General features: G+C 67.7%; 24 protein-coding genes, 1 tRNA gene and 1 pseudogene. 11 read left to right on the plus strand and 15 right to left on the minus strand.

Going from position 1 to position 17,305, the window contains the following annotated elements:
• The 3 genes from WAL33_RS13575 to aroA form a co-directional block, all read right to left on the minus strand.
• A partial coding sequence (locus WAL33_RS13575; protein WP_422182077.1) for a S1 RNA-binding domain-containing protein occupies positions 1-905 on the minus strand: 905 nt, incomplete at its 3' end.
• A gap of 132 nt (positions 906-1,037) precedes the next feature.
• Positions 1,038-1,703, minus strand: a complete 666-nt coding sequence (gene cmk / locus WAL33_RS13580) for a (d)CMP kinase (protein ID WP_422182078.1) — start codon at positions 1,701-1,703, stop codon at positions 1,038-1,040.
• A gap of 2 nt (positions 1,704-1,705) precedes the next feature.
• Complete coding sequence (gene aroA, locus WAL33_RS13585; RefSeq protein ID WP_422182079.1) at positions 1,706-3,040, minus strand: 3-phosphoshikimate 1-carboxyvinyltransferase; 1,335 nt, start codon at positions 3,038-3,040, stop codon at positions 1,706-1,708.
• Between the two features lie 116 nt (positions 3,041-3,156).
• Between aroA and WAL33_RS13590 the strand changes: the two genes are divergently transcribed.
• From WAL33_RS13590 to WAL33_RS13600, 3 genes are all read left to right on the plus strand, one after another.
• Positions 3,157-3,624, plus strand: a complete 468-nt coding sequence (locus WAL33_RS13590; RefSeq protein ID WP_422182080.1) for a TIGR02300 family protein — start codon at positions 3,157-3,159, stop codon at positions 3,622-3,624.
• 190 nt (positions 3,625-3,814) lie between these two features.
• Positions 3,815-3,890: transfer RNA gene (locus tag WAL33_RS13595), tRNA-Ala, on the plus strand.
• A 141-nt stretch (positions 3,891-4,031) separates the two neighbouring features.
• Complete coding sequence (locus tag WAL33_RS13600; RefSeq protein WP_422182081.1) at positions 4,032-4,598, plus strand: hypothetical protein; 567 nt, start codon at positions 4,032-4,034, stop codon at positions 4,596-4,598.
• Here WAL33_RS13600 and cysQ read toward each other — a convergent pair.
• Positions 4,595-5,371, minus strand: coding sequence for a 3'(2'),5'-bisphosphate nucleotidase CysQ (gene cysQ / locus WAL33_RS13605; RefSeq protein ID WP_422182082.1), 777 nt, complete (start codon positions 5,369-5,371; stop codon positions 4,595-4,597). The two genes, WAL33_RS13600 and cysQ, sit on opposite strands and share 4 nt — an antisense overlap.
• 68 nt (positions 5,372-5,439) lie before the next feature.
• Positions 5,440-5,625, minus strand: coding sequence for a DUF3553 domain-containing protein (locus WAL33_RS13610; RefSeq protein ID WP_422182083.1), 186 nt, complete (start codon positions 5,623-5,625; stop codon positions 5,440-5,442).
• A 94-nt stretch (positions 5,626-5,719) separates the two neighbouring features.
• Between WAL33_RS13610 and chpT the strand changes: the two genes are divergently transcribed.
• The 3 genes from chpT to WAL33_RS13625 all read left to right on the plus strand — a co-directional run bounded on the left by chpT (position 5,720) and on the right by WAL33_RS13625 (position 7,688).
• On the plus strand, positions 5,720-6,403 hold the full coding sequence (gene chpT, locus WAL33_RS13615) for a histidine phosphotransferase ChpT (RefSeq protein ID WP_422182084.1): 684 nt from the start codon (positions 5,720-5,722) through the stop codon (positions 6,401-6,403).
• Between the two features lie 83 nt (positions 6,404-6,486).
• Positions 6,487-6,864, plus strand: a complete 378-nt coding sequence (locus WAL33_RS13620; protein WP_422182085.1) for a response regulator — start codon at positions 6,487-6,489, stop codon at positions 6,862-6,864.
• Positions 6,861-7,688: a CheR family methyltransferase gene (locus tag WAL33_RS13625; protein ID WP_422182086.1), complete on the plus strand. Its 828-nt coding sequence runs from the start codon at positions 6,861-6,863 to the stop codon at positions 7,686-7,688. Before WAL33_RS13620 ends, WAL33_RS13625 begins: the two co-directional genes overlap by 4 nt.
• 95 nt (positions 7,689-7,783) lie before the next feature.
• Here WAL33_RS13625 and WAL33_RS13630 read toward each other — a convergent pair whose 3' ends face one another.
• From WAL33_RS13630 to WAL33_RS13645, 4 genes are all read right to left on the minus strand, one after another.
• Positions 7,784-7,918: an entericidin A/B family lipoprotein gene (locus WAL33_RS13630; RefSeq protein WP_422182087.1), complete on the minus strand. Its 135-nt coding sequence runs from the start codon at positions 7,916-7,918 to the stop codon at positions 7,784-7,786.
• A gap of 82 nt (positions 7,919-8,000) precedes the next feature.
• Positions 8,001-9,671, minus strand: a complete 1,671-nt coding sequence (locus tag WAL33_RS13635; protein ID WP_422182088.1) for a sensor histidine kinase — start codon at positions 9,669-9,671, stop codon at positions 8,001-8,003.
• 26 nt (positions 9,672-9,697) lie between these two features.
• On the minus strand, positions 9,698-10,303 hold the full coding sequence (locus WAL33_RS13640; protein WP_422182089.1) for a sigma-70 family RNA polymerase sigma factor: 606 nt from the start codon (positions 10,301-10,303) through the stop codon (positions 9,698-9,700).
• 2 nt (positions 10,304-10,305) lie between these two features.
• Complete coding sequence (locus WAL33_RS13645) at positions 10,306-10,491, minus strand: NepR family anti-sigma factor (protein ID WP_012284186.1); 186 nt, start codon at positions 10,489-10,491, stop codon at positions 10,306-10,308.
• Between the two features lie 246 nt (positions 10,492-10,737).
• On the opposite strand from WAL33_RS13645, the gene WAL33_RS13650 reads away from it, so the two are divergent.
• Positions 10,738-11,538 (plus strand): response regulator, encoded by an 801-nt coding sequence (locus WAL33_RS13650; RefSeq protein ID WP_422182090.1) that lies wholly within the window; start codon positions 10,738-10,740, stop codon positions 11,536-11,538.
• 100 nt (positions 11,539-11,638) lie between these two features.
• Here WAL33_RS13650 and WAL33_RS13655 read toward each other — a convergent pair whose 3' ends face one another.
• The 4 genes from WAL33_RS13655 to WAL33_RS13670 form a co-directional block, all read right to left on the minus strand.
• Positions 11,639-11,890, minus strand: coding sequence for a hypothetical protein (locus tag WAL33_RS13655; RefSeq protein ID WP_422182091.1), 252 nt, complete (start codon positions 11,888-11,890; stop codon positions 11,639-11,641).
• Positions 11,891-11,902: 12 nt separating this feature from the next.
• A complete protein-coding gene (locus tag WAL33_RS13660) occupies positions 11,903-12,112 on the minus strand; it encodes a hypothetical protein (RefSeq protein ID WP_422182092.1) in 210 nt (69 codons plus the stop codon).
• 307 nt (positions 12,113-12,419) lie between these two features.
• Entirely contained in the window at positions 12,420-12,785 is a 366-nt protein-coding gene (locus tag WAL33_RS13665) for an OmpA family protein (RefSeq protein WP_422182093.1), read from the minus strand.
• A 183-nt stretch (positions 12,786-12,968) separates the two neighbouring features.
• A complete protein-coding gene (locus WAL33_RS13670; protein ID WP_089929110.1) occupies positions 12,969-13,310 on the minus strand; it encodes a glycine zipper domain-containing protein in 342 nt (113 codons plus the stop codon).
• A gap of 107 nt (positions 13,311-13,417) precedes the next feature.
• Here WAL33_RS13670 and WAL33_RS13675 point away from each other — a divergent pair.
• Both WAL33_RS13675 and WAL33_RS13680 read left to right on the plus strand, forming a co-directional pair.
• Positions 13,418-14,302 (plus strand): annotated as a pseudogene (locus tag WAL33_RS13675) (diacylglycerol/lipid kinase family protein); the annotation flags it as partial.
• A 5-nt stretch (positions 14,303-14,307) separates the two neighbouring features.
• Complete coding sequence (locus WAL33_RS13680; RefSeq protein WP_422182096.1) at positions 14,308-15,150, plus strand: metallophosphoesterase family protein; 843 nt, start codon at positions 14,308-14,310, stop codon at positions 15,148-15,150.
• Between the two features lie 12 nt (positions 15,151-15,162).
• Here WAL33_RS13680 and WAL33_RS13685 read toward each other — a convergent pair whose 3' ends face one another.
• Complete coding sequence (locus WAL33_RS13685; protein WP_422182094.1) at positions 15,163-15,780, minus strand: superoxide dismutase; 618 nt, start codon at positions 15,778-15,780, stop codon at positions 15,163-15,165.
• Positions 15,781-15,878: 98 nt separating this feature from the next.
• Complete coding sequence (locus tag WAL33_RS13690; protein WP_422182097.1) at positions 15,879-16,229, minus strand: hypothetical protein; 351 nt, start codon at positions 16,227-16,229, stop codon at positions 15,879-15,881.
• Positions 16,230-16,245: 16 nt separating this feature from the next.
• Here WAL33_RS13690 and WAL33_RS13695 point away from each other — a divergent pair, with 16 nt between their 5' ends.
• On the plus strand, positions 16,246-16,578 hold the full coding sequence (locus WAL33_RS13695) for a hypothetical protein (protein WP_422182095.1): 333 nt from the start codon (positions 16,246-16,248) through the stop codon (positions 16,576-16,578).
• 98 nt (positions 16,579-16,676) lie between these two features.
• The gene (locus WAL33_RS13700) at positions 16,677-17,294 is read left to right on the plus strand and encodes a superoxide dismutase (protein WP_422182094.1); all 618 of its coding nucleotides are present in this window, start codon (positions 16,677-16,679) and stop codon (positions 17,292-17,294) included.
• Positions 17,295-17,305: the final 11 nt, after the last annotated feature.

Here is a 17,305-nt window from a genome sequence, read left to right on the forward strand (position 1 = left end):
GCGCCGTAGTCGGTGATGTTGGTGATGCGGCCCGTGAACTTGGCGCCGACCGGGTACTTGGCTTCGACGCCATCCCACGGATCGGACTGCAGCTGCTTCATGCCGAGGCTGATGCGCTGGGTGTCCGGGTTGATCTTGACGATCTGGACCTTCACGGTGTCGCCCACGGCGAGCACTTGGCTCGGGTGGTTGACGCGCTTCCAGCTCATGTCGGTCACGTGCAGCAGGCCGTCGATGCCGCCCAGGTCAACGAACGCACCGTAGTCGGTGATGTTCTTGACGACGCCTTCGCGGATTTCACCCTCTTGCAGCTGCGACACCAGTTCGGTGCGCTGCTCGGCGCGGGCTTCTTCCAGGATGGCGCGACGCGAGACGACGATGTTGCCGCGCGGACGGTCCATCTTGAGGATGGCGAAGGGCTGTTCCTTGCCCATGAGCGGGCCGACGTCGCGCACCGGGCGGATGTCGACTTGCGAGCCGGGCAGGAAGGCCGAGGCGCCGCCCAGGTCGACGGTGAAGCCGCCCTTGACGCGACCAACGATGGCGCCGAGCACGGGTTCGTTCTTGGCGTAGACGCCTTCCAGACGGGTCCAGGCTTCTTCGCGCTTGGCCTTTTCGCGGCTGATGACCGCTTCGCCCAGGGCGTTTTCGAGGCGCTCCAGGAAGACTTCGACGCTGTCGCCGACCTTGATGGTGGGCTTGCCGGCTTCGTCGACGCCGAATTCCTTCTGGGGAACGCGACCTTCGGTCTTCAGACCGACGTCGATGATCGCGAAGTCCTTCTCGATCCCGACAACGATGCCCTTGACGACGGTGCCTTCCTGGAAGTCGCGGCCGCCCATGGAATCGTTCAGCAGCGCTTCGAAATCGTCGCGCGTCGGGTTGAAGCTCATATCGTCAGCCATGCTGATGTTTAGTCTCGTGTTGAGGGAAGCCCTGCGGTGAGCGCCGTCGGATAACGGTTCTCGGGATTCCGGGTGGGGTGATTTTTGATGCGGATCCGTCGCGTCCTGAGCGGCGGCGAGGCGGGCGGTGGATTAGCCCTTGGGGTTTCCCCACCGGGCGCGCGCCGTCTCGACGATGCGGCGGGCCGCATCGAAGGCCTGGTCTATAGTCATTTCCGACGTATCAAGCAAGACGGCGTCGGCGGCCTGGATCAGCGGGGCCGAAGCGCGGCCGCTGTCGCGCTCGTCGCGCTTGCGGATGTCGGCGAGGATTTCGTCGAAGGCGACCTCCTCGCCCTGGTCGACCAACTGCTTCCAGCGACGGTCGGCGCGGACCTCGGGGCTGGCGGTGACGAACAGCTTGGCCGGCGCCTCGGGGGCGATCACCGTGCCGATGTCGCGGCCGTCGATCACGCTGCCGGGCTCGCGGAGGGTGAAATCGCGTTGCAGGGCGAACAGGGCCGCGCGGACGCCGGGATGCACGGCCACCCGGCTGGCCGCCTCTCCCGCCAGGCGGGTGCGGACCTCGGGCATTTCCAGCTCGGCCAGCTCCAGGCCGCGCGCGGCGGCCTCGGCGCCGGTCGCGTCGTCCAGGTCGCCGTCGGCGTTCAGCAAGCGCAGACCCACCGCCCGATAAAGCAGGCCGGTGTCGAGCATCGGATAGTCGTAGAGCTTGGCCAACCGGCTGGCGACCGTGCCCTTGCCCGAGGCGGCGGGACCGTCGACGGCGATGACGAAGGCCGCATTTTTGGGGGCCATGGTCAGGCGTCCCCGATCGTTCCGCCCAGGCTCTGCATCATCTCGACGAAGCCGGGGAAGCTGGTGGCGATCATGCCCGGCTCGTCGATCGACACCGCCGACTGAGCGGCCATGCCCAGGATCAGGTGGCTCATGGCGATCCGGTGGTCGCCGTGGGTTTCGACCATGGACCCGCCCCGCGGCGCCTGGCCCGTTCCGTGGACGATGAAGCCCTCGGGTTCCTCCTCAACATCGACGCCGCAGGCCTCCAGGCCGGCGGCGGTCAGGGCGATGCGGTCGCTTTCCTTGACGCGCATCTCGCCGACGCCGCGCATGATCGTGTCGCCCGTGGCGAAGGCGGCCGCGACGGCCAGGATCGGATACTCGTCGATCATCGCCGGGGCGCGTTCGGGCGGCACGACGACGCCCTTCATGTTGGGCGAGTAGCGCGCGGTGATGTCGCCGACCTGCTCGCCGCTGCTTTCGCGAACGTTCGAGATCACCAGATCCGCGCCCATTTCCTGCAGCGTCGTGAACAGGCCCGTGCGCAACGCATTGAGCATCACGCCCTCGACGATCACTTCCGAACCGGGGACGATCAGGCCCGCCACCAGCGGGAAGGCTGCCGACGAGGGATCGCCCGGCACCGCCACATGGGTTCCGGTCAGCTTCTGGCCGGCCGGCAAACGGATGTGGCGAACGGTGTGGTCGCCATTGGCGCGATCCTCGACGATCACCTCGGCCCCGAAGGCCCGCAGCATGCGCTCGGTGTGGTCGCGGGTGGCTTCCGGCTCGATCACCTCGACCCCGCCCTCGGCATGCAGGCCGGCCAGCAGCACGGCCGACTTCACCTGGGCCGAGGCCATCGGCAGCCTGTAGGACAGGCCGCGCAGGTTGCCGCCCTTCAGGGTCAGCGGCAGGCGGCCCTTGTCGCGGCCCAGCCACGTGGCGCCCATCCGGGCCAGCGGGTCCAGGACCCGGCCCATCGGTCGGCCACGCAAAGAGCTGTCGCCGGTGAAGGTGGCGCACAACGGGAAACCCGCCGCCGCGCCCATGATCAGCCGCACGCCGGTGCCGGCGTTGCCGCAGTCGACCACATCAGACGGCTCGACGAAGCCGCCCTGACCCTCGATCCGCCAGCGGCTGTCGCCTTCCTGTTCGACCCGCGCGCCGAAGCTGCGCATGGCCTGGGCGGTCGCCAGCACATCTGCGCCCTCCAGCAGGCCTTCGACCGTCGTGGTCCCCGAGGCCAGGGCGCCGAGAATCAGGGAGCGGTGCGAAATCGACTTATCACCGGGGGCCCGAACGGTTCCACGCAAGGCCGCGCCGGGCGTGCTTTTCAGTCCAGCCGTCGTCATGCCGAAACCGGCTCCTTGATCATGATGGGTTTCGCGAGGGGTTTGCTTTTGACAGCGGCCCCCCTTCATGGCAAGTGACCGGCCGCTTTTCCCATCTGGATCAAAGGGTCGCCAACTTGGCCAATCCCGAATTGGGCGCAAAACAAATTTGCCCCAACTGCCAATCGAAATTCTATGACCTGGGCCGCCGCCCGGCTCTGTGCCCCAAATGCGGGGAATCGTTCGATCCGGAAGAGGCGCTGAAATCGCGCCGCGTCCGTGCTCGCGCCGTGACGCCGGATTACGACGCCGAGGACGAAAAGCCCGCCCCCGCCCCCAAGGAGGAGGACGGCTACGAGGACGAGGTCGATGAGACCCCGGAAATCGACGCGGCCGCCGAGGAAGTCGTCGAAGCCGATGACGACGACACCGACCCGACCGTCGCGCCGGCTCCGGTCGCCGACGACCTGGGCGTCGACTTCTCGGAAGAGGACGAACTGGCCGAAGACGAGGCCGACGACGTTCCCTTCCTCGAGGACGAAGATGACGAAGACGTCCTGGAGGACGAAATCGAAGGCCTGCCGGGCGCCGGTGACGACGACTGATCTCGTCCGCGCCCACTCGGAAATTTGATCGACCGACGGTCTGAAAAATTTTCCGAAAAAAGTATGCCGGGAGGGTTGATCCAAAAATCCTCCCGGCATAGGTTCCGCGCCTCTTCGGGGGCCACCTGCCCGGAACCGTCGAAGACACTGAGGAATTCTAGGTTTCTCCACTCGGAAACCTTTGAACCTTGGGGCTTTAGCTCAGCTGGTAGAGCGCTTGCATGGCATGCAAGAGGTCAGCGGTTCGACTCCGCTAAGCTCCACCAAAACGGCCGCTTCCCTAAAGGGAGCGGCCGTTTCCATATCCGGCGTCCTGTTCGACGACGCCGAGACCCCCTTCGATAAAAATCGACCGCGTCGGCATCCGTTTGTCGCCCCAAACAGTTCTCCGTGTCCGGAGGCTGTTCATGCAAATCACCCGACACTCTATCCTCGCCGTCGCGGCGACCCTGCTGCTGGCGAGTCCCGCCCTCGCCCAGACCGAGCCCGAGCCTGAGCCGTCCAGGGCCAGACAGATCGGGGAGGGCGCCTCGAAGGTGGCGTCCTCGCCGTTCAGGGATGCGGGCATGATCAAGGAGAAGATCCCGTCGGTGCTGATCGAGGCGCGCACGGCGACTTACGCCCTGCCGTCACCCCTGACCTGCAGGACGATCTTCGACGCCGTCGACGCGCTCGACGGCGAGCTGGCGCCGGACCTCGACGCCGCCTCCACCCAGATCAAGAGCGGCATGTCGGCCACCGAGCTCGGCGAGACCGTGATCCACGGCCTGATCCCCATGCGGTCCTGGATCCGCAAGCTCAGCGGCGCCGAAAAGAACGCCAATGAGGTCCAAGCGGCGATTCTGGCCGGGTCGATCCGGCGCGGTTATCTCAAGGGCCTGGGCCTGCAGATGAAGTGCAGACCGCCGGCCGCTCCGCTGGGGGTTCATTTGCCGACGAAGGCCAAGGCCAAGGCCAAGCCGAAAAAGCGCTAGCCCCCGCGCGCCACGAACCAGCCGTTGCGGAAGCCCTGGTCGGCCTTGCCATAGGTGAAGGCCTCGCCCTCGGGCGTGGTGAAGCGGCCGCCGGCGGCGACCAGGATGGCGTGGCCGGCGGCGGTGTCCCACTCCATGGTGGGTCCGTGGCGCGGATAGATGTCGGCGGCGCCCTCGGCGATGCGGACCAGCTTGATCGAGCTGTCCATCGGGGCGCGCAGGCTGAAGCCGTACTGGACCGCCAGCTCGGCCGCCCGTTCTTCCCTCATCGTGTGACTGACCAGGGCCAGGGCCTGACCTTCCGGCCACGACCGAACCTGGACGCGAGTCTCCGCGCCGCCGGAGACGTCGCGCTTGAGCACGCCCTCGGCGCTGGTGAACCACACCTCGCCGGTCGCCGGGGCGCAGATCGCGCCGGCCACGGGGACGCCATTGTCGATCAGACCGATATTGACCGTGAAGTTGGGATCGCCGCGCACGAAGGCCTTGGTGCCGTCGACCGGGTCGACCAGGAAGAAGCGCGGGCCGATGGCGTCAGGCGCGCCGAATTCGCTGGCGTGCTCCTCGGAGATCGCCGGGATCTCCGGAAAGCGTTCGGCCAGCTTGGCCAGGATCAGCCGTTCGCCGGCTCTGTCGGCCTCGGTCACAGGGCTCTCGTCGGCCTTGCGGATCACGTCCAGCTCGGTGCGCCAGAACGGCAGGATGACCTGCGCGGCCGCCTCGACGATCGTCGCCAGGTCGCGGCCGTAGTCGGCCAAGTTCGCAGGGGTCATTCAGCTGCCTCCAGAGCCTGGGCGGCCCATGCTCCGTTTGTTGTGGTTCTGAGGGTCATAGCCTTCCGCTAGGATCCTCGGGGGTCATCGCCGATGAACAGCAGGGTGACGCGCGTGGCGTCCACCGTCCGCTTGCCGGCGTCTTCGAAATTGACGGTCACGCGATGGCCGATCACCGACTGCACCTGGCCCAGGCCCCAGTCGGGCTGGTCGGGATGGCGCACCAGGGCGCCTGGCTCGAGAAACGGATCCATGACGGCTCCTGATAGGCCGCCGCTCCGGCCCACGCCAGCCCCGTTCACCCCGGCCCCGTTTGCCAAACTTCCAAATCACGCCAAAGATCGCGTCATGACCGACGCCGACGCTCCCACGCCTGCCCCAAGCACCGACGCTCCCGAGCTGAACGTCAACGGACCTGACTTCGCCGCCTTGGTGGCCGCGCGTCTCTGTCACGACTTCATCAGCCCGGCCAGCGCCATCGTCTCGGGCCTGGACCTGCTGGAGGACCCTTCCGCCCAGGACATGCGCGAGGACGCCATGAGCCTGATCTCGTCCAGCGCCCGCAAGCTGGCCGACCTCCTTCAGTTCACGCGCGTAGCCTTCGGCGCCTCGGCCTCGGCCGAGAACTTCGACTCCCGCGAGTTGGAAAAGCTGGCCCAGGGCGTGTTCGCTCATGTGCGCCCGACGCTGGACTGGGCCATCCCGCCCTCGACCATGAACAAGGCCAGCGCCCGGGCCATCCTCAACATCGCCCAGATCGCCGCCAGCGCCCTGCCGGCCGGCGGCAAGGCGACGCTGCGGGCCGTGGTGGCCGACGGCCGGGTGGCGATCACCGCCGACTCCGTCGGTCCCCGCGCTCGCCTTCGTCCCGAGATCCTGTCCGGCCTGAAGGGCGAGGCCCTGTCCGAGGGCCTGGGCGGACCATGGGTGCAGGCGGCCTATCTGCACGCCCTGGTCCGGGCGGCCGGCGGCCAGGTCGGGGTCCAACTGGGCGAGGACCAGGTCAGCCTGGCGGCCTGGGTCCCAGCCTGAGCCGTTCCCGGGGATAAACCCTCAAGATCGCGATCACCGTCACCGCTCCTTAACTCCCTCCGCCGCAAGCTGAGGGGATTGAATTGGAGCGTGCCGTGAAGACCTGTCTCGTCGTCGACGACAGCCGGGTGATCCGCAAAGTCGCCCGGCGCGTCCTGGAAGACATAGGCTTCGATATCGCCGAGGCCGCCGATGGCATGGAAGCCCTGGCCTGGTGCCGGGCGGCGATGCCCGACGCCGTGCTCCTGGATTGGAACATGCCGGTGATGAACGGGATCGAGTTCCTGCGCCATCTGCGCCAGGAGCCGGGCGGCCAAGGCCCGATCGTGGTCTTCTGCACCGTCGAGAACAAGATCGAGGCCATTCGCGAGGCGCTGGACGCCGGCGCGGACGAGTACATCATGAAGCCGTTCGACGGCGACATCATCGCGGCGAAGTTCGCCGAGGCGGGCCTGCTGTGACGCCCGAGGACATGGATCTGCTGGCCGCCCTGGCCCGCCAGCGCGCCGGTCTGCGGATCGAAAACGACAAGGCCTATCTGGTCGAAAGCCGGCTCAATCCCTTGGCGCGGCGGGAAGGTTTCGATTCGATCGAGGCGATGATCGCCGCCGTTCGCACCCAACGCGAAGATCGCCTGATCTGGGCCGTCGTCGAGGCCTTGACCCTGAACGAGACCGCGTTCTTCCGCGATCGCGAGGTCTTCGACCAACTGCGCGACGAACTGCTGCCGACCCTGTCCAAGCTGGTGCGCAAACGGCCGATCCGCATCTGGAGCGCCGCCTGCTCGACGGGTCAGGAGGCCTATTCCCTGGCCATGACCGCCGCGGAGGCCCGCGACCTCGCGCCCGGCGCCCGATTCGAATTCTTCGGCTCGGACCTTTCCGACCGCTGCCTGGAGAAGGCCCAGAGCGGCCTCTACACCCAGTTCGAGGTGCAGCGGGGTCTGCCGATCCGTCTTCTGGTCAAGCATTTCGAAAATCAGGACGAGATGTGGGCGATCAGCCCGCGCATCCGCCAGTCCGTGCGCTGGCGGCGGATCAACCTGCTGGCCGACCTGTCCTCGATGGGCAAGTTCGACGCCATCCTGCTGCGTAACGTGCTGCCCGGCCTGGATCCCAGCGTGCATGGCCGGGTGATCGAGAGTCTGGCCGCCCAGCTGGAAGACGACGGCGTGATGTTGGTCGGCAGCGGCGAATCGCTCGAGGGGCTCACCGGCGCGGTACGGCCAATCACAGGCCGATCAGGTCTGTTCGCCCGAGATCCCAACTTCAGCGCCGCGGCCTGACCGCACGAAAAAGCCCGCCGATCCGAAGACCAGCGGGCTTGATGCCAGGTTCAGAACCTAGACTGGGCGGGACAGAGCCCCGCCGTTCGTCAGGACTACTTGGCGTCCTTGGCGGTGTCGCTGACGGCGCCGCCGACCGACGAGACGTCCTTGCCGGCGCCTTCGACGGTGTTGCAGGCGGCGACGCTGAGGCTGGCGGCGATCGCGGCCAGAATGATGAGCTTGCGCATGGGTCTTCTCCGGTGATCGCCCCGAATGGGCGCATAGGGTGTTGTCCCCACCTGAACGTTGACGGCGCCGCTTGGTTCCGCGTCAGGCGGCGTCGACCGGCGGGGCTTGCGGAGTCGGGAACACCAGACGCACCAGCAGCCCGCCCGCCGGAGAAGTGTCGAACAGCAGCTTGCCGCGCAGCTGGCGGGCGAAGGCCGTCATCAGGGTTCGGCCCACCCCCTCGACGGGGCCCTTGGGCGCCCCGGGGCCATCGTCGCCGATCGCCAACTCGGCCTCCTCGCCGCGCACGAAGAACTCGACCGTCAGCGTGCCGCCCCGTTCGGCCAGGGCGTGCTTCTGGGCGTTGGTGATGGCCTCGACAGCGAACAGGGCCAAGGGCGCCAGGCGATCAGGATCGATGACCAGCGGGTCGGCGTGGACCTCGGTGCGGATCGGGCCGCCCGTCGACATGTCGCCGGCCAGCAGCAGGGCGGTCAGCTCCTCGAGGAACGGTCGCAGGTCCACGCGCTTGAGATCGGGACCCTGGTAGAGGGCCCGGTAGATTTGAGCCAGGGCGGTGATCCGCTGGCGGGTGTCGTTCAGGGCGGAGCGGGCGGCCGGATCGGTCAGGGCCCTTTGCTGCATGTTCAGCAGACTCGAGATGATCTGCAGATTGTTCTTCACACGGTGATGGATCTCGCGCATCAGCGCGTCCTTCTCGCCCAGACTCTCGCGCAGCGAGGCGTCCCGGGCGACGATGCCGGCGGCCATGTCGTCGAGGGTGGCAGCCAGTTCGCGGATTTCCGGCGGCGCGCGCTCGGCCTGCAGCGGACGAACGGTGAACCGGCCGCGGGCGTAGATGGCCGCGACGCGGCGCAGATAGACGATCCATCGGATCACCGCTTGTTCGGTGGCGTAGACCACCGCCGCCAGGGCCAGGACGAAGGCCAGCAGAGGCGCTAGCAAGCGCAGCATCGGATTGAGCCAGGCCCAGGAGGCAAGGCCCGGCGCCTTGGCCGACAGGATGACAAAGACCTCTTCGCCGACCAGCGGCGCGGCCGAAAAGTCGCGCGGGCGATCGTCGGCGTCACGGCCCGCCCACAGGGCCGAGCCGGTCTTGACGGCCTGGTTGCGCCAGGCGGTGGTCGACGTGCCGAACGCCCGCCGGTTCGTCGCGGCGAAGACATGGCCCTCGGAGTCGGCCAGAGCCACCTCCGCCCCGCCGGGCAGGTAGCGGTTGGCGGTTTCAGGCTGGATGGTCGACAGGGTCAGCACGGCGACCATGGCGCCGTCGAATCGGCCGTCAGGCCTTTCGGCCCGCACGGCCGTCAGGACGGACGGCTCATGCGCATAGGCCGCGCCGGGGTTGCTGGCCACCACCATGTGCGATCCGGCGGCCAGGCGTTGGAACCACGGGCGGCTGGCGCGAATGGGATCCGAGGGCGTGGTCTCCGCGGCGCAGGAGACCCGGCCACGCGCGTCGAACCGGATCAAGTTGGCGTAACCGGGCAGGCGTTGCTTCACCGCGCCCAGGCGCTGGGCGCATTCCAGCCCGATCGAGCCCGGCCCCAGGGTCTGGAGCAGGACGCCGGCCGCCTCGATGCGGGCGCGGGCGATCGCGGCGCTGCGGCCGGCCGCCAGTTCCAGGCTCTGACGACGCGAGTCGGCCTCAGCCTTGAAGGCGAAGACCGACTGCAGAATGCCGAGGATCAGAACGGGCAAGAGCGCGAGGAACAACGCACCGGCCAGGCGGACCCGGATAGATCCGACCATGCCGGCCCCGCGCCCGAGAAGAAACTTCACCTTAGGGTGCTCAGCCTCTCCGCGTCGGCCAGGATGGCGTACATGGCGTCGCCAGCGGCGGCGCCGTCGCGATCATAGGCGCCCGCCTCGAGGATCGCTTGCAAGGCTCGCCGCGCCCGGCTGACCCGGCTCTTCACCGTGCCCACGGCGCAACCGCAGATCTCGGCGGCCTCCTCGTAGGCGAACCCGCCGGCCCCGACCAGGATCAGGGCTTCGCGCTGCTCCGGCGGCAGCATGGCCAGGCTAAGCCGCAGCTCGTCCAGGGCCACCGGCGCCTCGGGGTCGTCGACCGCCACCAGGGTGCGTTCGGCCGCCTCCTGGTCGAGCTGGCTCTGACGCCAGGACCGGCGTTTTTCGGAATAGAATTGGTTGCGCAGGATCATGAAGGTCCAGGCCTTCATGTTGGTGCCCAACTGGAAGCTGGCGCGGGCGTCCCAGGCCTTCATCATGGCGTCCTGCGCCAGATCGTCGGCTGCGGTGGGGTCGCCGGTCAGGGTTCTGGCGAAGGCTCGCAAATGCGGAATGAGCGTGACGAGCTCCTTCTTGAAGACTCCGTCACGGGCCGGGTCAAACGGTGACCGGCCGACTTGCGCTTCGCTCATGCTCAACGCTCTCCCGACGGTTTCTCGGCCTTACGCAGAATGTCCAGAAACTCGTCCGGCACCGGCTCATTCACGACCTCGTCGAACATCTGACGAAGCTTGACGCCGATAGCCTGCTGACGGAGCCGTGCTTCATCGAGCGCGGCCGCCCCTTTGCGGTGGTCTTCCATGGGTACGTGTTCGATCATGTCCTCGACGCCGACAAGCCGCGACGCCCGCCCCCTTTGGCCGAATGAGAGTACGCCGGATGACAACGTCGGATTCCGTATGAGGTTCCACAAGCTTGAGCATATGATGGCAAAATTATTCTGACTTCGGAACCGTCCATGGAACCGGCGCTTGAAGGTCGCGTTTATGTTCGGATGAGCCGAACGGCGTAGCTTCACCGCACCGCAGGCTTTTTTGTATCCGAAGACACTCACACGGGAGGGGTCATGAGTCTTCTTGCCCGGCTGGCGCCGCACTTGCCTTACGTTCGTCGCTATGCCCGTGCGCTAACCGGCGACCAGACCACTGGCGATCACTATGTCCGCGTTGCGCTTGAGGCCCTGGCGGCCGGCGAGCGGTCGCTGGACGCCAATCTGTCGCCGCGCGTCGCGCTGTATCGCGTTTTCCACGCCATCTGGCTGTCCTCGGGCGCGCAACTCGAAGCGCGACGCGACGACTCGCTCAATGCGGCCGATGACGCTTCGCAGCGTCTGATGCGTATTGCGCCGCGCTCGCGGCAAGCGTTCCTGCTGACCGCCCTGGAAGGCTTCACCCCGACCGAGGCGTCGCAGATCCTCGATTGCGACTTCGGCGAGGTCGAACGTCTGATCTCCGAGGCCCAGAGCGAGATCGACGCCGAACTGGCCACCGAAGTCCTGATCATCGAGGACGAACCGGTGATCGCGGCGGACATCGAAGCCCTGGTTCGCGAACTGGGACACGATGTCATCGACATCGCCGCCACCCGCGGCGAAGCGGTCGACGCGGTGGCCCGCCGGACGCCCGGCTTGGTGTTGGCCGACATCCAGCTGGCCGACGGCTCGTCGGGCATCGACGCGGTCAAGGACATCCTGGCCCGTCTGGACGTGCCGGTGATCTTCATCACCGCCTTCCCCGAACGTCTGCTGACCGGGGAGCGTCCGGAACCGACCTTCCTGATCACCAAGCCCTTCCAGCCGGAAACGGTGAAGGCGGCGATCGGACAGGCGTTGTTCTTCCACCCGCGCCGGACCCAAAAGGCCGCCTGATCCCAAGACAAGGGACTAGGTCAGGACCTGAAACGACTAAGGCCCCGGTTTTCACCGGGGCCTTTTTCTTGCGGCGCGGCCGTCGGGCGGCGAAGCCGACCTAGCCGGCGGGCGTCTGCTTCACCGGGGACTGTTCAGTGGAGTAGTGCTCGGCTTCCTGGGTCGTGGTGGCGCCCTTGGTGTGCTCCACCCCGGCCAGGTCTCCCGAGCGCAGACCCCAGGCGCCGAACAGCGCCGCGGCGGCCAGGACGGTCGAGATGACCAGCACCCAGAAGACATGGCCTCCCCAGCGCCCTTGGCGAGCGCGGGTGGCGTTCAGAACGGGACCGTGATCTTCGAGATCGGCGGGCATGGAAAAGCCTCCTTATCGGGCGGCGAAATAGATCCCAGCGTCCGGCGCAGCCGGCCCGCTGGGAGCGAGGTTGTTGTTGAAGTGCTGGAGAAGCCCCGCCGACGCCGCCACCGCGGCGATCACCGCCAGAGCCGTGACGCGATTGCGTCCGACCGAGCGTCCGCGCAGAGACTTGCTTTCGAAAGCCGGTCCACCCTGTTCGATCTGATAGGTGCGGATCACGAGGTTGCTCCCCAGTTTCAAGGCCAAGCGGCCTTCGGGAAATCAACGTGTCGTCTTCAGCGATGTTCCCCTTAGCCCTGATCGACGCGGACGATCCGGCAACGGTGGAGAACAGTCCCCGGAAAGGCGAAAAATTTCGCGGAAAGGGGGAACCGCTTTGTGGAAGCGACGTTTCTGGATTGCGGAGGCGGCGACGCCCCCCCGACTTGAGGCTGGCGAAAGCCAGCCTGCCGTCTCCGCACCCCTCCAGATCTCAGGCGGACCCGACGGATCCGCCTTTTTTAGTGCGCGAAGCTCAGAGCCGCGATTAGCGCAGCTTTCCGTCGAGATCGAACCGAATGTCAGCCCGCCGCCGCAGAGGACGCGCCTCGCCGTCTCTGGTGGTGGCTCCCGCCTCGCCGGCCGCGCCGACCTCGAACATCACGTTGCCATGCCCCATCTTGGCCAGGGCCCGCGTGACTGTGTCGGCCCGTTGCTTGGACACCGCCAGGCTCGTCTCAGGGGCGCCGACGGAATCCGCCAGACCGATCACCCTCACCGAGGCGACCTTGCAGCCCGTGGCCATGGCTTCCGCGCTCTTGAGCACCGAGCGCGCCTCGCTGGTCAGCTTGGCCGACCGGTTCTCGAAATAGATTTGGACTGAGAAGTCCTCGCAGCTCGGGTCCGCCTGCACGATCTGAGACCGCGACTTGGGCCAGGGACTGCTCGCGCATCCCGCCGCTAGGCCGCCTAGAACCACCGCGCCGACAATCGTCAATGCGATTTTTTTCATCGTTTGCCCTCTCCGACCTCACGGCGCGCGAAAGGCGGCCGACGCAGGCCGGCCGCCTTCCGCAGATTTCAGGCCTCGCCCGACTTAACGGGGGCTGCCGTCTTCCCAGTAGTAACGACCGCTGCGCGAGTCGTAGTAATAATATCGTCCGGCTCGCTCGTCATAGTACTGACGGCGATTGACGTTGGTCGCGCCGCAGCCGCCGTCTTCGCGGCAACCCTTCACGGCGCCGATGGTGCCGCCCAGAGCCGCGCCGACCGCGGCGCCCGTGGTGGCGCTGCCGCCGCCGACATTGTTGCCGACGATCGCGCCCGCCAACGCGCCCAGAGCCGCGCCGCCAGCGGCGTTGCGTTCAGTGTTACCGGTGGCGGTGCACGCACTGGCCAGCACGCCGACGCCCAAGAGGGCGATCAAGGTCTTGTTCATCGTGGCTCTCCGTTCGAGCTTGTCCTAAGCAGGCAAACGGCCGCCTTCGCCAACGGTTCCGGGAACTCCGATTAAGCGCCGCCGTTTCTCTCGAACTTTCCCCGCGCAACTCGCGCTTTTTGGAATTTCGCATGCGTGTGGAAGTCGTCACCAATATCGCCTCGGGCTCGGTCGGCCGGGACGCTCCAGCCCAGGCCGAGGCCATCCTGGCCGAGCACGGCGTCACCGGCCGGGTCCACGCCCCAGGCGAGGGCGAGCTGACCACCTGTCTGCGCGACGCCATAGACGCCAAGCCTGACGCCATACTGGTCGTGGCCGGCGACGGCACCGCCCGCGCCGCCGCCGAGATGGCCGGCCCCGACGGTCCGATGATCGCGCCACTGCCCGGCGGAACCATGAACATGCTGCCCCACGCGCTCTACGGCCCGGTTCCATGGCCCGAGGCCATGGCCGCCTGCCTGAAGACCGGCGAGGCGCGAATGATCTCCGGCGGCGAGATCAACGGCCGAATGTTTTTTGTCGCCGCCATCCTGGGCAGCCCCGCCCTGTGGGCCGACGCCCGGGAGGCGGCCCGGGCCGGCCGGGTCGACCTGGCGTTGATGCGCGCCCAACGCGCGATCCGCCGCGCCTTCTCCGGCCGGCTTCGCTACGTGCTGGACGGCCGTCCCAAGGGCAAGACCGAGGCGCTCAGCCTGATGTGCCCGCTGGTCTCCGCCGACCTCAGCGCCGACGAACAGGCCCTGGAGGTCGCCGCGCTCGACCCCTCCAGCGCCCTCGACATCTTCCGCCTGGGCGTCAACACGGTGACCGGCAACTGGCGCAACGACCCGTCGGTCAGCGTCGGCCGCTGCCGGATCGGCAAGGTCTGGGCGGGCGGGCGGATCCCGGCGATCCTCGACGGCGAGCCGGTGCGGTTTGAGGACAGCCTCAGCATTCGCTTTCGTCCAAAAGCCTTCCGCGCCCTGGTTCCCCGCCTGGATCCCGGGTCGTGAAACCGCTGAAACTGGTCCAGGTGTCCGACATCCACTTCGGCGGCGAACACAAGCTCGCCGTCGAGGCGGCCGTCGAGCGCATCCAGGCCGAACGCCCCGACCTGGTGATCGCCGCCGGCGACCTGACCAAGGACGGCAAGGTTGGCGAGTTCGACGCCGTCCAGGCCTGGCTGGACCGGCTGCCCCGGCCACACCTGGTCACGCCGGGCAACCACGACACGCCCTTCGCGGGTCCTCGCGAGGTCCTGACCCGCCTGGTCGCGCCCTGGCGGCGCTATGAGAGCCGGTTCGGCGAGCGGATGAACGGCGAATGGGGCGACCCGCGCGCCACCATCGTCACCCTGAACTCGGCCCGCGCCTTCCAGCTGCGGGCCAACTGGTCGAAGGGCGCGGTGTCGCGCCGGCAGGTTCGCGATGTCTGCGCCGGCCTCGAACAGGCCGCGCCCGACGCCTTGAAGATCGTGGTCTGCCACCATCCGCTGATCGAGATGATCGGCGGCCCGATGACCGCCAAGGTGCATGGCGGCACGGCCGCCGCCCAGGCCTTCTCACAGGCGGGGGTGGATCTTGTGCTGACCGGCCATATCCACGCGCCGTTCGTGCACCCCTACCCCTTCGCGGACGGCTGCACCCAGGCGGTGGGCTCGGGAACGCTGTCGGTGCGCGAGCGGGGCGTGCCGCCCAGCTTCAACCTGATCGAGGTCGACGACGTCGACATCCGCATCACCGCCCTGGCCTTCGAGCGCACCCGGTTCGTCACCTGGCGGACCTGGTCCGTGCCGCGCCGCTGCAGCCTCAGGGCCAAAAACGAAAACGGCGCGACCGAGGTCGCGCCGCTCCAGGTCTAGGTCCGCGAGGGATCAGGCCGGTTCTGGATAGGTCCAGGCCGCGCCCTGGCCCTTGGCCGCGGCGAACTGGGCGTCGGCGAACGCCCAGTTGGGCAGGACGTCGAACCAGGCCTCCAGGAAGCCCTTCCGGTTGTTCTGGTGGTCCAGATAGTAGGCGTGCTCCCAGACGTCGCAGACCAGCAGCGGGGTCACGCCCGGCTTGGTCAGGGTGTCGTCGGCGTCGTGGGTCGAGATCACCACCAGCTTGCCATCCTGCACGGCCAGCCAGACCCAGCCCGAGCCGAAGTGACCGACGCCTTCGGCGACGAACTTCTCCTTCAGGCCGGCCAGGTCGCCGAACGCTTCGGTGATCGCGGCGCTCAGCGTGGCCGAGGGGCCGGTCTTGTCGGCGCTCATGCAGTCCCAGAAGAAGGCGTGGTTCCAGGCCTGGGCGGCGTTGTTGAACACCTTGCCGGGGCCGGCCTCGCGGATCACCGCTTCCAATGGGCGCTTGTCGCCTTCCGGCAGCAGCCCATTCAGCGCGTTCACATAGGCCGCGTGGTGCTTGTCATGGTGGAAATGAAGCGTGTTGGCCGAGATCGTCGGCTCCAGGGCTTCATAGGCGTAGGGGAGGTCGGGGAGTTTGAACATGGGAGCTCCAAGGCAAAAACGCCCCCGGAACATGGGCGGGGAGGCCCAGAAAACCAGAGGCGGGAAAAGCGTGTCTTGTCGATTGTCGCCGGCGCGGCTTAGCGCGGCGGGGGCTTCTGCGAATCCAGCAGGGCCTTGGCGACGATCGCGGCCAGGGCCGGGTTGCGGAAGGCGATGACGCCGGCCGCCAGACCCGCGCCGATGGTCAGGATCGGACGCTCCTTGACCATCTCTATGGCCTTCTCGGCGAAGGCCATGGCGTCCGGCGCGGCGGCCGGACGGGCCTTCTCCTCGGCCTTGAGGGCGGCCGCCAAGCCGGCGACGCCGACGATCGCCGCGGCGACCGCCGCAACCACCGCAGCAGCGCCGGCCGAACCGAGATACGGCGCCAGCACCGCGAACAGGGCGAAAGCGGCGGAGACCACGCTCACAGCAGCGGCCGCGGCGATCGCCGCGGCCGCTGCTGTGAGCGTGGTCTCCGCCGCTTTCGCCCTGTTCGCGGTGCTGGCGCCGTATCTCGGTTCGGCCGGCGCTGCTGCGGTGGTTGCGGCGGTCGCCGCGGCGATCGTCGGCGTCGCCGGCTTGGCGGCCGCCCTCAAGGCCGAGGAGAAGGCCCGTCCGGCCGCCGCGCCGGACGCCATGGCCTTCGCCGAGAAGGCCATAGAGATGGTCAAGGAGCGTCCGATCCTGACCATCGGCGCGGGTCTGGCGGCCGGCGTCATCGCCTTCCGCAACCCGGCCCTGGCCGCGATCGTCGCCAAGGCCCTGCTGGATTCGCAGAAGCCCCCGCCGCGCTAAGCCGCGCCGGCGACAATCGACAAGACACGCTTTTCCCGCCTCTGGTTTTCTGGGCCTCCCCGCCCATGTTCCGGGGGCGTTTTTGCCTTGGAGCTCCCATGTTCAAACTCCCCGACCTCCCCTACGCCTATGAAGCCCTGGAGCCGACGATCTCGGCCAACACGCTTCATTTCCACCATGACAAGCACCACGCGGCCTATGTGAACGCGCTGAATGGGCTGCTGCCGGAAGGCGACAAGCGCCCATTGGAAGCGGTGATCCGCGAGGCCGGCCCCGGCAAGGTGTTCAACAACGCCGCCCAGGCCTGGAACCACGCCTTCTTCTGGGACTGCATGAGCGCCGACAAGACCGGCCCCTCGGCCACGCTGAGCGCCGCGATCACCGAAGCGTTCGGCGACCTGGCCGGCCTGAAGGAGAAGTTCGTCGCCGAAGGCGTCGGTCACTTCGGCTCGGGCTGGGTCTGGCTGGCCGTGCAGGATGGCAAGCTGGTGGTGATCTCGACCCACGACGCCGACGACACCCTGACCAAGCCGGGCGTGACCCCGCTGCTGGTCTGCGACGTCTGGGAGCACGCCTACTATCTGGACCACCAGAACAACCGGAAGGGCTTCCTGGAGGCCTGGTTCGACGTCCTGCCCAACTGGGCGTTCGCCGACGCCCAGTTCGCCGCGGCCAAGGGCCAGGGCGCGGCCTGGACCTATCCAGAACCGGCCTGATCCCTCGCGGA

The organism is Caulobacter sp. (assembly GCF_049283275.1).
GTDB lineage: Bacteria > Pseudomonadota > Alphaproteobacteria > Caulobacterales > Caulobacteraceae > Caulobacter.